This window comes from Hydrogenophaga sp. UC242_53 (genome assembly GCF_042696965.1).
GTDB lineage: Bacteria > Pseudomonadota > Gammaproteobacteria > Burkholderiales > Burkholderiaceae_C > Hydrogenophaga.
Genome location: NZ_CP170552.1, coordinates 613,906 through 627,042, shown reverse-complemented (window position 1 = coordinate 627,042; position 13,137 = coordinate 613,906). Strand labels below are relative to the sequence as shown.

10 protein-coding genes and 1 pseudogene are annotated in these 13,137 nt (G+C 68.3%); 4 read left to right on the top strand and 7 right to left on the bottom strand.

Annotated features, from left to right (window positions below):
* The 7 genes and pseudogenes from ACFJI0_RS03305 to ACFJI0_RS03275 all read right to left on the bottom strand — a co-directional run bounded on the left by ACFJI0_RS03305 (position 1) and on the right by ACFJI0_RS03275 (position 9,194).
* Positions 1-2,118 (bottom strand): 4Fe-4S binding protein, encoded by a 2,118-nt coding sequence (locus ACFJI0_RS03305; protein WP_382323422.1) that lies wholly within the window; start codon positions 2,116-2,118, stop codon positions 1-3.
* A complete protein-coding gene (locus ACFJI0_RS03300; protein WP_382323421.1) occupies positions 2,045-2,722 on the bottom strand; it encodes a DUF3306 domain-containing protein in 678 nt (225 codons plus the stop codon). Before ACFJI0_RS03300 ends, ACFJI0_RS03305 begins: the two co-directional genes overlap by 74 nt.
* A gap of 2 nt (positions 2,723-2,724) precedes the next feature.
* The gene (locus ACFJI0_RS03295) at positions 2,725-3,342 is read right to left on the bottom strand and encodes a DUF3305 domain-containing protein (RefSeq protein WP_382323420.1); all 618 of its coding nucleotides are present in this window, start codon (positions 3,340-3,342) and stop codon (positions 2,725-2,727) included.
* A gap of 255 nt (positions 3,343-3,597) precedes the next feature.
* The gene (gene boxA / locus ACFJI0_RS03290) at positions 3,598-4,899 is read right to left on the bottom strand and encodes a benzoyl-CoA 2,3-epoxidase subunit BoxA (protein WP_382323419.1); all 1,302 of its coding nucleotides are present in this window, start codon (positions 4,897-4,899) and stop codon (positions 3,598-3,600) included.
* 70 nt (positions 4,900-4,969) lie between these two features.
* Positions 4,970-6,397 (bottom strand): benzoyl-CoA 2,3-epoxidase subunit BoxB, encoded by a 1,428-nt coding sequence (gene boxB / locus ACFJI0_RS03285; protein ID WP_382323418.1) that lies wholly within the window; start codon positions 6,395-6,397, stop codon positions 4,970-4,972.
* Positions 6,398-6,432: 35 nt separating this feature from the next.
* A pseudogene (boxC, locus tag ACFJI0_RS03280) lies at positions 6,433-8,101 on the bottom strand (2,3-epoxybenzoyl-CoA dihydrolase).
* A gap of 145 nt (positions 8,102-8,246) precedes the next feature.
* A complete protein-coding gene (locus ACFJI0_RS03275) occupies positions 8,247-9,194 on the bottom strand; it encodes a helix-turn-helix transcriptional regulator (protein WP_382323417.1) in 948 nt (315 codons plus the stop codon).
* Positions 9,195-9,371: 177 nt separating this feature from the next.
* Between ACFJI0_RS03275 and ACFJI0_RS03270 the strand changes: the two genes are divergently transcribed.
* The 4 genes from ACFJI0_RS03270 (at position 9,372) to ACFJI0_RS03255 (ending at position 13,130) form a co-directional block, all read left to right on the top strand.
* Positions 9,372-10,949, top strand: a complete 1,578-nt coding sequence (locus tag ACFJI0_RS03270; RefSeq protein ID WP_382323416.1) for a 3,4-dehydroadipyl-CoA semialdehyde dehydrogenase — start codon at positions 9,372-9,374, stop codon at positions 10,947-10,949.
* A 35-nt stretch (positions 10,950-10,984) separates the two neighbouring features.
* A complete protein-coding gene (locus ACFJI0_RS03265) occupies positions 10,985-12,559 on the top strand; it encodes a benzoate-CoA ligase family protein (RefSeq protein WP_382323415.1) in 1,575 nt (524 codons plus the stop codon).
* Positions 12,560-12,627: 68 nt separating this feature from the next.
* Positions 12,628-12,879, top strand: a complete 252-nt coding sequence (locus ACFJI0_RS03260; protein ID WP_382323414.1) for a type II toxin-antitoxin system Phd/YefM family antitoxin — start codon at positions 12,628-12,630, stop codon at positions 12,877-12,879.
* A complete protein-coding gene (locus tag ACFJI0_RS03255) occupies positions 12,876-13,130 on the top strand; it encodes a Txe/YoeB family addiction module toxin (protein WP_382323413.1) in 255 nt (84 codons plus the stop codon). Before ACFJI0_RS03260 ends, ACFJI0_RS03255 begins: the two co-directional genes overlap by 4 nt.
* Positions 13,131-13,137 lie beyond the last annotated feature (7 nt).

The window sequence follows — 13,137 nt, the reverse complement described above, 5'->3', positions numbered from 1 at the left end:
TCAGACATCGTGAATCCGGGTCTCACCCGGGTTGGAATACAGGTCCACCACGCGGCAGTCGCCGCACATCTTCAGGCGCTCCAAGGCCTCGCCCTGGAACATCGCATGGCCCGAGAGCTTGGCCAGCATCACCTCGATGCCCTTGAGCGTGCCAAAAGGCTTGGCACAGCGGATGCAGTGGTACGGCTGAGCCTCGTTGAGCACGCGCAACTGCTTGCGCTGCTCACCCAGCAGGAGACGCGGTTGCAGCGTGATCGCGTCCTCCGGGCAGGTGCTGGCGCACAGGCCGCACTGCACGCAGTTCTTTTCGATGAAGCGCAGCTGCGGGCGCTCGGTGTTGTCCTGCAAGGCGCTGGACGGGCAGGCGCTCACGCAGCTCAGGCACAGGGTGCAGGTGTCCTTGTTGACCTCGATCGAACCCAGCAAGGACGCACCGGGCAGCACGATGGTTTCCACCGGCGCGCGCTGGGCCGCGCTGTCCTGCATCAGGTGGTCGAGCGCGAGTTCCACGGTCGCGCGCTTTTCGGCCTGGATGGCGAAGGTTCCGCGGCGCTTCACGGTCTGTGCCGGTGCGTCGCCGAGCTCGGCGTCCAGCGCCTTCACGTCCTTCGCTTCGATCAGGCGGAAATGACGGCCGCCATAGCCCAGGCCGCTCACGATGGCCTGCGCCACGTCCATCTGCGCGCGCACCGCGTCGCGGTACTGCGGCGCTTCGTCGCCGGTCATCAGCACCCAGACCTGCGAGGCGCCATAGGCGAAGGCGGAGAGCCACACGTCCAGCCCGATGGAGGCGGTGTGCCACAGCGGCACCGGGATCACGCGCGCGGGCACACCGCGCGCGGGCACACCGCGCACGGCCTTCTTGTCCAGCGAGGCCGCGCGCCCGAGTTCACCGATGAGCGCGCCGCCCGCTTCCTCGCTGTGCAGCAGCACGGCAGCGTCTTTGCCGCCGGCCTTGGCGTAGGTGGCCAGCAGGGTGCGCAGCTTCACGCCCTGCTCGCTCGCTCGCGGGTAGGCGTACGACAGCGCGCCAGTGGGGCACACCGTGGTGCAGGCGCCGCAGCCCACGCAGAGGTTGGGGTTGACGACGATCTGGTTGCGCTTGATCTCGCTGCGGATCGCCAGCGCCGAGCAGATCTCCACGCAGGCGTTGCAGCCCACGGTCTCGTTGCGGCCGTGCGCGCACAGCTTCTGCTTGTAGGTGAAGAACTTGGGTTTCTCGAACTCGCCGACCAGGTCGCGCAGTTGCACGACGGTGGCGATGGCGGCCTCGGCCTGCAGGCCGCCGCGCAGGTGGAAGTAGCCCTGCGGGTGCGCGTGCTGGGTGAAGGCGGGAGCGTCGCGCAGGTCGAGCACGATGTCGAAGCGCTCGCTGTGGGTCTGCGGCTCGCGCTGGAAGTTGATCGCACCCACGGCCTCGCAGGCCTTCACGCAGGCGCGGTGGTCCTGGCACTTGGCCAGGTCGATCTGGTAGTCCAGGCCGATGGCGCCTTCCGGGCAGGCCGCCACGCAGGCGTTGCAACGCGTGCAGAGGTCGAGGTCGATCGGGTTGTCGCTGCGCCATTGCACGTCGAACGCGCCCAGCCAGCCTTGTACCTGCTCCAGCGCGCCCGCGATCACGGGGTAACGCCGCGCCTGCATGCCCTGCCCGCCCGTGGCCAGGAGGCTGACCTCGAGCACGTCGCCCACCAAGCCGGCGATGCGCTCGCTCTCGTCCAGCGCGCCGATGATCAGCAGGCGCCCCGCGCTGTGGTAGGTGACGGTGGGCACCGGCTCGGGATCGGGCAGGCGCGCCGCCGCCAGCAGCGCGGCCATCTTCGGCATGGCCTGCGCGCCTTCGCGGCCCCAGCCGCCGGTCTCGCGGATGTTCACGAAATGGATCGGCCGCACGTCCAGCGGCACCGCGCCCTCGGTCTGTTCCGAGAGTTCGGTGAAGAGCCGGCTTTCCTGCGTGCAGGCCACCACGAGCTCATCCTTGCTGCGGCAGGCCTTCTGGAAAGCGGGCGCGTCGCGGCGGCACAGCGTGGTGTGCAGGCTCAGGTCTTCATCCAGCGCGTCGCCCAGAACCTGGGGGTTCAGGGACATCGTCTGGTTGCAATTGCAGATCAGCGTGGTCATCGTGGGGTGCCGCGTCGTGGGCGGCAGCAGTGGGCTCGCGGGGGTCGGCGGCGACAGGGGCGTCGTCGACGGCGTCGTTGGCTTCGGCCTGTTCGGCGGCCGTTGTGTCGGGTGGTGTATCGGTGGCCGGTGTGGCGGTGGCGGCGGCGGGCTTGGGCTCGTTGGGGTCGTCCACCAGCTTGAGGAACTGCGCGCCCACCATCTTGGCCATCTCGGCGGCCGTGATGGGGCTGGGCTGGGAGTAGTCGTCGATGTAGATGTCCAGCCCGTCCATCACGTTGTAGTGCGGGTCGGTGAACAGCTTCTTCACGGCGGCGTTGCGCACGTCGGCAGGCACGTCGCGCGCGACGAAGGCCGAGTAGTCCGATTCGGGCGTGAGGCGGGCCACGTCGTCCAGCGTGAGCGCGGGTGGCGGCTCGGCAGGTGTTTCGGCGGGCGCGGTCACCAGCTCAGGCATCGGCGGCGCCACCACCGCGGCCGCGGCCGCGACCGGGGCCACGGGTGGGGCGGGCGGCTCGGGCGGCAGGGGCTCGCCACTGCGCACCTGCACCTTGCGGCGCGACCAGCGCGAGAAGAAATTGCTGCTGTCGTCTTCGGCGGCCATGCTCACTCTCCGGGCGGCCCACCGCCACGCAGCTTGCTGGTGCTGATGCGTACGGGTTGGCCGAAGCGGTCGGTCAGCGGCTTGAAGCTGTCGGGCCGCTTGCGGCGCTTGGGTTCGGGCTGGTAGGTGGTGTCCACAAAAGCGCGCAGCCAGCCCACCACCTCGTCGGGCGCGGCGACCTGGTCCACGCGCTCCTGCGCGTCGAGCCAGCGGCCGGCATCGTGGTAACTCAGCGTGACGATCTGCGGCACCGCCATGGGCTCGCCGTCGAGCAGGCGCGCTTCGTCAGCGCGCCAGAACACCCAGAAGCAGGGGTTCGGGCTGTTGAGGTTGAGGAAGTAACCCTCGGCGTCGTCGCGGAACAGTTCGACACGAAAACGCGGGAACAGCCAGTGCGTGGCCTGCGCGTCGACGCCCTGGGTGTTCACGGGCTCGACCGCCTGCGGTTCGTGGCTCTCGTGCTCGGGTGCCGGGCCGGTCTCGTCGGGATCGCTGCGCACCATCACGTCGGCCAGCACCCAGCGCCAGGCCTGCCAGCGGCTCATGGGCCCACTCACCGGCTCGCGCCGCATCACCACATCGACCTCGATGGCGGGTCGGCTGCGGGTGGGGGACGACATATGTTCGATCTGCATACGGAGACCGACTGTAAGCCATACCCCTGGGAGAAGTACCCCTTCGGGCGTTTCTCCCCGCCCCACGGTGTGACATGCGCGGGGAAACCCTGAGTGCAACGCCAGCCCGAAGGTCGGTGGTGACCGGGTGGCCCGCCGCAGCGAAGTCAAGGGGGAGGCGGCACCAGCCGCCGGAGGACATTCGCGGAGGCGGGCCACCCGGTCGCCACCGACCGCCGCCACGCCAACGCGAAACGCAACTCAGTACGTCTCGAGGTGCAGGCGTCCTTCGCGCTTCAACGCGCCGCCGATCGTTTCCCAATTCAGGCCAGCGCCCTGCGCCACATCGCGCAACGCGAGCACCACGCCCTCTTCCATGCTCTTGAGGCCGCACACATAGAAATACGTGTTCGGGTCCTGCAGCAGCACGGCCAGGTCGGCCGCGCGCTCGCGCATCACGTCCTGCACGTAGCGCTTGGGCTGACCGGGCGTGCGGCTGAACGCGAAGTTGGTGTCGATGAAATCCTTGGGCAGGCTCTGCAGCGGGCCGAAGTACGGCAGCTCTTCCTGCGTGCGCGCGCCGAAGAACAGCAGCAGCTTGCCGCCTTCGAACTTGCCCGAGGCGCGCAGGCGCCGGCGCCACTCGGTCATGGCGCGCATGGGCGCACTGCCGGTGCCGGTGCAGATCATCACGATGTTCGAGCGCGGGTGGTTGGGCATGAGGAAGCTGGTGCCGAACGGCCCGATCACCTCCACCTTGTCGCCCACCTTGAGGTCGCACATGTAATTGCTCGCCACGCCACGCACCGGTTCGCCGTCGTGGTCTTCGAGCACGCGCTTGATGGTGAGCGACAGGTTGTTGTACCCCGGGCGCTCGCCGTTGCGCGGGCTGGCGATGGAGTACTGGCGCGCGTGGTGACGGCGGCCGATGTCGTCCACGCCCGGCGGCACGACGCCGATGCTCTGGCCTTCCAGCACCGGGAAGGGCATGGCGCCGAAATCGAGCACGATGTGGTGGGTGTCGTAATCGCTGCCGGCGGTCTTGCCGACTTCGGTCACGCGCACATTGCCCACCACGGTGGCGGTCACGGTCTTCTGCGTGGCCTTGGGACCGTAGAGGTTGCTGTAGGCGTGCGCGGCCGACCAGGGCGGCAGCGTCGCGCCGAAGGCCGACGAGTTGAAGGCCTCCTCACCGCTGGGGTCTTTCGCCACCGCGGGCGCGGCGGCGGGCGGCGCGGCCACGGACACGTCGGCATCGGCATCGGCCAGGCCTTCGAGCTCTTCGGGCGGCAGCTCGGCCGGCAGCGATTCCCAGGTGAGCTGCTCGGCGGTCGTGTAGGCCCGCACGCGCGGCATCATGCGCCAGTTGTCGATCGAGCCCGTGGGGCACGGCGAGATGCAGTCCATGCACAGGTTGCACTTGGACGCGTCGACCACGTAGTTGAGGTTGTCGTGCGTGATCGCCTGCACCGGGCAGATCGCTTCGCAGGTGTTGCAGCGGATGCAGATCTCGGGGTCGATCAGGTGCTGCTTGATGACAGCGGCTTCGGCAACAGCGTTCATGATGGTGTCTCCATGCGGTCGAGACAGTGTAGGAGAGAGGGGCGCGCCGCGGGGTGCGGCGCGCAGAGGTTCAACCAAACCGGACGTATTCGAAATCCACCGGCTGGCGGTTGATGCCCATCACGGGCGGCGCGATCCAGCCGGCGAACTTGCCGGGGTCGACCACGCGGCCCATGAGCGAGGCGACGAAAGCGAAGTCTTCCGGCGTCGGCAGCCATTCGCTCTTCTTCGCGGCCCACTCGGCCTCGCTCACCACGCGGCCTTCGGGCGACATCTTGATGCCCGCGAGCGCGCCGATCTGGCGGTTGAAGGCCTTGTGCGGCACGGTCAGGCGCGTGGGGATACCGGCTTTTTCCAGCACCTTGTTCCAGCGGTTCACGCCAGCCACGGAGTCGGCGATGAAGTCGTCGCGCAGCACTTCGTTGAGCGCGTTGAGCATGGGCACGTCCTTCTCGACGAGCTGGCCGTCCTTCACTTCGAGCACCTTGTAGGTCTGGCCCTTGAGCACGTGGTCGTCGGTGCGCTTGCCTTCTTCGTAGCGGCCCTTGAGGCCCGAGCTGTAGAAGATGGCGGCGTTGCTCGACTGGTCGGCGCCGAACAGGTCGATGGTGACGCTGTAGTGGAAGTTCAGGTAACGCTGGATGGTGCCCAGGTCGATGGCGCCGGCGGCACGCACCTTCTGCGCGTCGTCGGTCTTGAGCTCGTTCATCACCTGCGCGGTGCGCGTGAGCACGCGCGAAACGCCGCTCTCGCCCACGAACATGTGGTGGGCTTCTTCGGTCAGCATGAACTTGGTCGTGCGGGCCAGCGGGTCGAACGCGGATTCGGCCAGGGCCGACAGCTGGAACTTGCCGTCGCGGTCGGTGAAGTAGGTGAACATGAAGAAGGCCAGCCAGTCGGGCGTCTTCTCGTTGAACGCGCCCAGGATGCGCGGGTTGTCCTGGCTGCCCGAGGTGCGCTGCAGCAGCGCCTCGGCCTCTTCGCGGCCGTCGCGGCCGAAGTGCTTGTGCAGCAGGTAGACCATGGCCCACAGGTGGCGGCCCTCTTCCACGTTGATCTGGAACAGGTTGCGCAGGTCGTACATGCTGGGCGCGGTCAGGCCCAGGTGGCGCTGCTGCTCGACCGACGCGGGCTCGGTGTCGCCTTGCGTGACGATGATGCGGCGCAGGTTGGCGCGGTGTTCGCCGGGCACGTCCTGCCAGGCCTTTTCACCCAGGTGGTCACCGAAGTGCACCTTGCGCTCGGCGTCGCCCGGGTTCAGGAAGATGCCCCAACGGTAGTCGCGCATCTTCACGTGGCCGAACTGGGCCCAGCCTTGCGGGTCCACGCTGACCGCGGTGCGCAGGTAGACCTCGTGGTTGGTCGAACCCTCGGGGCCCACGTCGTCCCACCAGTTGATGAAGTTGGGCTGCCAGCCTTCGAGCGCGCGCTGCAGCGTTCGGTCTTCGCTGAGGTTGACGTTGTTGGGGATCTTCTCGCTGTAGTTGATCGAGCTCATGTCGTGCTTCCTCGGGTTCGGTGGCTGGAATGAAATCAGACGCGGTTGAAGTCGAAGGCGGCCTTGTCGCCCTTGCCGTAGACCTTGAGTGCGCCCTTTTCGCCGACGGCGTTGGGGCGGATGAAGATCCAGTTCTGCCAGGCGGTGAGGCGGCCGAAGATGCGGGTGCGCAGTGTTTTCCTTCTGCGCGAAACGCAGGTTGGCTTCCAGGCCGGTGAGCGCGTCGGGCGACATGGAGGCGCGCTCTTCGAGCGCCATGCGCACTTCGTCGGCCCAGTCGATGTCGTCGGGCGCGGCCGTCACCAGGCCCAGGGCCAGCGCGGCGTCGGCGTCCAGCGCCTGGCCGATGGCACCGCGCGCGGCTTCCATCGGGGCCGTTTCTTCGTAGAAGCGGCGCTGCAGGCGCGACTGCTCGTTGACCATGGGCAGGAAGCCGAAGTTGAACTCGCCCAGCTGCAGCTTGGGCGCGGCATCGGCGTCGTCGGGCAGGGCCAGCATGTAGGCGCGGTCGGCGCAGAAGGCCAGCTCGGCCAACGAGCCGGCGAAGCAGGAGCCGGACTCGATCAGCGCGAACAGGCTGCGCGAGGACACGTCCAGGCGGGCGAAGGTGCGGCGCATCAGGCCCAGGGTCTCGCGCACCAGCCAGTGGTCCTTGTTCGCGAGCATCAGCGCGTCGCTGGCGAGCACGGCGGCGGCGTCGCCTTCGGTCTTGAGCAGCCAGGTGCCGATGTCGAGTTCGTTGGTGCGCAGGCAGAGGATGGCGTCGTCGAGCTCGCGCGCCATCTGCAGCGGCCACCAGGCGGCGCCCGCAGCCTCGATGCCGGCGATGTCTTTCGGCTGCGCGCCGGTGGGCGCCTTCACGGTGAGGGTGACGTTGCGCTTGGCGCGGTCGATCGCCACGTTCACATATTGGTAGCTGATGCCGTCGGCGCTGTCGGTGCGCTCGACGCGGGTCAGGGCCACGCCCTTGCCGGCGGCCGGGCGGTCGCTCTTGGCGGCCAGCGCGGCGGCGCGCTCTTTCACGTGGGCGGCGAACTGCTGCGGCTTGGCAATGGAATCGACCAGGCGCCAGTCCACGGCCTTCTGGCCGCGCACGCCTTCGCTGGTGGTGCAGAAGATGTCGGCCAGGTCGTGGCGCACGTGGCGCTTGTCGGTCACGCGGGTCAGGCCGCCGGTGCCGGGCAGCACGCCGAGCAGCGGCACTTCGGGCAGGGACACGGCGGAGGAGCGGTCGTCCACCAGCACGATCTCGTCGCAGGCCAGGGCCAGCTCGTAGCCACCGCCGGCGCAGGCGCCGTTGAGCGCGGCGACGAACTTCAGGCCGCTGTATTGGGAGGAGTCTTCGATGCCGTTGCGGGTTTCGTTGGTGAACTTGCAGAAGTTCACCTTCCAGGCGTGGCTGGAGAGGCCGAGCATGAAGATGTTGGCGCCGGAGCAGAACACGCGGTCCTTGCCGCTGGTGACGACCACGGTGCGCACTTCAGGGTGTTCGAAGCGCACGCGGTTGAGCGCGTCGTGCAGCTCGATGTCCACGCCCAGGTCGTAGCTGTTGAGCTTGAGCTTGTAGCCGGGGCGGATGCCGGCGTCTTCGTTGATGTCGACGGCCAGGGTGGCGACATCGCCTTCAAACGACAGCTTCCAGTGGCGGTACTGGCTGGGGTCGGTGCGGTAGTCGACGGCGGGGGGCGTGGCGGTGGCGCTCATGGGGTGTCTCCGGGCAGGTGTCTGAGGTCGATGGCGGTCCGCAGGGGACTGCGGCGGGATCAGGCCCGAAGACCTGCACTCAAACGCCGGTCCGAACCTGGTGATGTGAATAATAATTCACAAAGTCAAAAACGTCAATGCACTTTCATGCATGTTTTTCTTCAAGCCCGATCGCCTCGCGCACCTGGGCCCGCAGCGCGTGGAAAGCGTCTTCCAGGTTGTAGGCGCTGGTGTCGAAGGCCATGTCGGCCTTGGAATAGAAGGCCGAACGCCCGGCCAGGATGCGCTTGAGGTCTTCCATGGCCTCGCGGCTCGCAGCCATGGGCCGCAGGTCGCCCTGGGCCGCCACGCGGCCCATGTGGTCGGCCGGGTCGGCCTGCAGCCAGACCGTGGTGCAGTGGGACAGCAGCAGGTTGAAGTTGGCCGCGTCGGACACCAGGCCACCGGGGGTAGCGATCACCACCTCGGGGTAGATCTGGATCGCCTCTTCCAGCGCGCGGCGCTCGTAGCGGCGGTAGGCCGGCGTGCCGTAGAGGGAGTGGATCTCGTTGATGCTGCAGCCGGCGAATTTCTCGATTTCGCGGCTGAGCTCGATGAAGGCAAAACCCAGGTCGTCGGCCAGCCGCTGGCCCAAGGTGGACTTGCCCGCCCCGCGCAGGCCGATGAGGGCGATGCGCGCCTTGCGCCCGGGGTCGCCGCCACTGGCCGCGCCGCCGCCCAGCAGGCTGCCGATGGCAATGCGGGCCCGGCGCAGGTCGGCTTCGTTGCGTTTTTCCAGCAGCTCACGGATCAGCAACCATTCCGGTGAGCTTGTGCTCACATCACCCAGCAGCTCGGCCAACGAGCATTGCAGCGCCTGTGCCACCTGCAGCAGCACGAGGATGGACGCGTTGCCGGTGCCGTACTCGAGGTTGGCCAGGTGCCGCTCGGACACATCGGCCGCGATCGCCACCGCCTTGCGCGTCATGCCCCGGCGCGAGCGCAGAGTGCGCACGCGCTCGCCCAGCGCCACCAGAAACGGGTGGCGCTCTTCTTCGGCGCCGGGCTGCTTGGCCTCGCTGGCGGCCATCACGCCGGTCGCGTCGATGTCCATGGTGGGCTGACCTTTCTGTGGATCGGTTGGGCGGGAAAAACCCTTTGAGGGCTTGCCATTCGGCAAAACATGCACTTTAATGCACAATCCGCAAAACGCAAGATAGTGCATTTATAGCGCCATTCTCCCCCGCGGCCAGTGCCCCGGGGTCCGCCATCACCCACCGAGACAACCACCATGACCCCCTCTTCCCTGCTCCCCAACTTCCTCGGCGGCCAATGGCAGACCGGCACCGGCGCGGGCACGCCTTTGTTCGACCCGGTGCTGGGCACCGAACTCGCCCGTGTGAGCAGCGCCGGGCTGGACCTCGCCGCCGGTTTCCGGTTCGCCCGCGAACAGGGCGGCCAGGCCTTGCGCGCCCTGAGCTACGGGGAACGCGCCGGGCTGCTGGCGGCCATCGTCAAGGTGCTGCAAGCCAACCGCGACGCCTACGACGAGATCGCCACCGCCAACTCGGGCACCACCACCAAGGACTCGGCGGTGGACATCGACGGCGGCATCTTCACGCTGGGCTACTACGCCAAGCAGGGCGAGGCCCTGGGCGGCGCGCGCGCGCTGCTCGACGGCGAGCGCATCCGCATGGGCAAGGACCCGGTGTTCCAGACCCAGCACGTGCTGCAGCCCACGCAGGGCGTGGCGCTGTTCATCAACGCCTTCAACTTCCCGAGCTGGGGCCTGTGGGAAAAGGCCGCGCCCGCCCTGCTCTCCGGCGTGCCGGTGATCATCAAGCCCGCCACGGCCACCGCGTGGTTGACCCAGCGCATGGTCAAGGATGTGATCGACGCGAACATCCTGCCGCCGGGCGCGCTCTCGGTGGTCTGCGGCTCCTCCGCAGGCCTCATGGACCAGCTGCAACCCTTCGACGTGGTCTCGTTCACCGGCTCGGCCGACACCGCGCGCATCATCCGCAGCCACCCGGCCGTGGCCGAGCGCTCGGTGCGTTGCAACATCGAGGCCGACAGCCTCAACAGCGCCCTGCTCGACCCGGCCGCTACGGCCGACAGCGAGGCCTTCAACCTGCTGGTGAGCGAGGTGGTGCGCGAGATGACGGTGAAGGCCGGCCAGAAGTGCACCGCGATCCGCCGCGTGTTCGTGCCGCGCGCGCTGTACGACGCGGCCGCCCAGGCCATCGGCGCCAAGCTCGCCAAGACCAGCGTGGGCAACCCGCGCAACGAGGGCGTGCGCATGGGTTCGCTGGTGAGCCAGGAGCAGAAGGCCAGCGTGCTCGAAGGCATCGCCAGACTGTGCACCGAAGCCGAGGTGTTGTTCGACGGCAGCGGCGCTGCCCTGGTGGACGCCGACGCGGCCGTGGCGGCCTGCGTGGCGCCCACGCTGCTCGGCTCGCGCGAACCCGCGAAGGCGAAGGTGCTGCACGAGGTCGAGGTGTTCGGCCCGGTGGCCACGCTGATGGCCTACGACGGCATCGAACAGGCCTACGAACTCATTCGCCGCGGCGAGGGATCGCTGGTGTGTTCGGTCTACAGCGCCGACCCGGCCTTCACCGCCAGCGCCGCGCTGGAGCTGGGCTCGGCCCACGGCCGCGTGCACGCCATCTCGCCCGACGTGGCGGCCAGCCAGACCGGCCACGGCAACGTGATGCCCATGTCGCTGCACGGCGGCCCGGGCCGCGCCGGTGGCGGTGAAGAACTCGGCGGCCTGCGCGCGCTCGGCTTCTACCACCGCCGCAGCGCGGTGCAGGCCAGCAGCGCCGCGCTGGACGCCCTGGCCGCCTCGGCGGTAGCCTTGACGTATTGAGCCCGAACCCCGCGAACCGCAGAGGAGACAACCCCATGGACACCACCGTCGCGCCGCCCCCCGAGCGCTTCAACTTCGCGCGCCACCTGCTGGACCTCAACAGCGGCCGCGCGGCCAAGACCGCCCTGATCGACGACCAGGGCCAGCTGAGCTACGGCGAGCTCGCCGACCAGGTGCGGCGGTTTTCCGCCGCGCTCAGCGCCTTGGGCCTGCGCCGCGAAGAGCGCGTGCTGCTGCTCATGCACGACAGCAGCGACTGGGTGGTGGCCTTCCTCGGTGCGCTGCATGCGGGCGTGGTGCCGGTGGCGGTGAACACCCTCCTGACCGCGCAGGACTACGCGTACATGATGGCCAACAGCCGCGCCCAGGCCGCGCTGGTGTCGGCCGCGCTGCTGCCCACGCTGCAGACCGCGCTGGACCACCTGAGTGCCCAGGGCGGCCACGAGGTGAAACACGTCATCGCCTCGCGCGCCACGGGCGCCCTGCCCGAGGGCGTGCACCACTTCACCACCCTGGTGGGCAGCCACGCACCGGCGGCGCAGGCCGCCGACACGCACGGCGACGAGCCCGCGTTCTGGCTGTATTCCTCGGGCTCCACCGGTGCGCCCAAGGGCACGGTGCACACCCAGGCCAACCTGTACTGGACCGCCGAGCTGTACGGCAAGGGCGTGCTGGCGCTGCGCGAGAACGACGTGGTGTTCTCCGCCGCCAAGCTGTTCTTCGCCTACGGCCTGGGCAACGCGCTGAGCTTCCCGCTCACCGTGGGCGCCAGCGTGGTGCTGATGGCCGAGCGCCCGACGCCGCAGGCCTGCTTCAAGCGCTTCAAGGACCAGCAGCCCACGGTGTTCTACGGCGCGCCCACCGGCTACGGCGGCATGCTCGCCGCTGCCGACCTGCCGAAGAAGAGCGAGGTGGCCCTGCGCCTGTGCTCCTCGGCCGGCGAGGCCCTGCCGCAGGACATCGGCCAGCGCTGGACGAACCATTTCGGCGTCGAGATCATCGACGGCATCGGCTCCACCGAGATGCTGCACGTGTTCCTCTCCAACCGCCCTGGCGATGTGCGCTACGGCACCACCGGCAAACCCGTGCCGGGCTACCAGATCGAACTGCGTGGCGAGGACGGCCAGCCCGTGGCCGACGGCGAGATCGGCGACCTCTACATCAAGGGCCCGAGCGCCGCGCTGATGTACTGGAACAACCGCGGCAAAAGCCGCGACACCTTCCAGGGCGGCTGGACCAAGGCCGGCGACAAGTACACGCGCGACGTGGACGGCTACTGCACCTACGCGGGCCGCAACGACGACATGCTCAAGGTCAGCGGCATCTACGTGAGCCCGTTCGAGGTGGAGGCCACGCTGGTGCAGCACCCCGCCGTGCTCGAAGCCGCCGTGATCGGCAAGACCGACGCCGACGGCCTGACCAAGACCAAGGCCTTCGTGGTGCTCAAGGCCGGCGCTCAGGCCACCGAAGCCGAACTGCAGGCCTTCGTGAAGGAAAAGCTCGCGCCCTACAAGTACCCGCGCTTCATCGAGTTCCTGCCGGAACTGCCGAAGACGGCCACGGGCAAGATCCAGCGCTTCCGGTTGCGGGAGCGGGAGACGGGGACCTGACGACCTGGTCAAGCAGGCCGGCCGACAGGGGCGTACAATAATGCGTACCTGTACAAGAAGGAGTACGCATGAACACCATCAGCTACAGCGCCGCCCGAGCCAACCTGGCCACCACCATGGACCAGGTGTGCGAGGACCATGAGCCCATGATCATCACCCGGGGCGGAGAACGCTCGGTGGTGATGCTCTCGCTGGAAGACTACAAGGCGCTGGAAGAAACCGCCTACCTGCTGCGCAACCCCACCAACGCACGGCGCCTGCTGTCGTCGGTATCCCAGCTGGCCGCCGGGAAGGGAAGCGAGCGGGGGCTGGCCGAGTGAAGCGGGTGTTCTCGGACGAAGCCTGGGAAGACTACCTGTACTGGCAAAAGCAAGACCGCAAAATGGTCGAGCGCATCAACAAGCTGATCCGCGAGGTGATGCGAGAGCCTTTTGCCGGCGTGGGCAAGCCCGAACCGCTCAAGCACGCGCTGTCGGGTTTCTGGTCCCGGCGCATCACGGACGAGCACCGCATGGTGTACCGCATCGAAGGCGATGCGCTGCAACTGGCCCAGTTGCGGTACCACTACTGACGGCAGG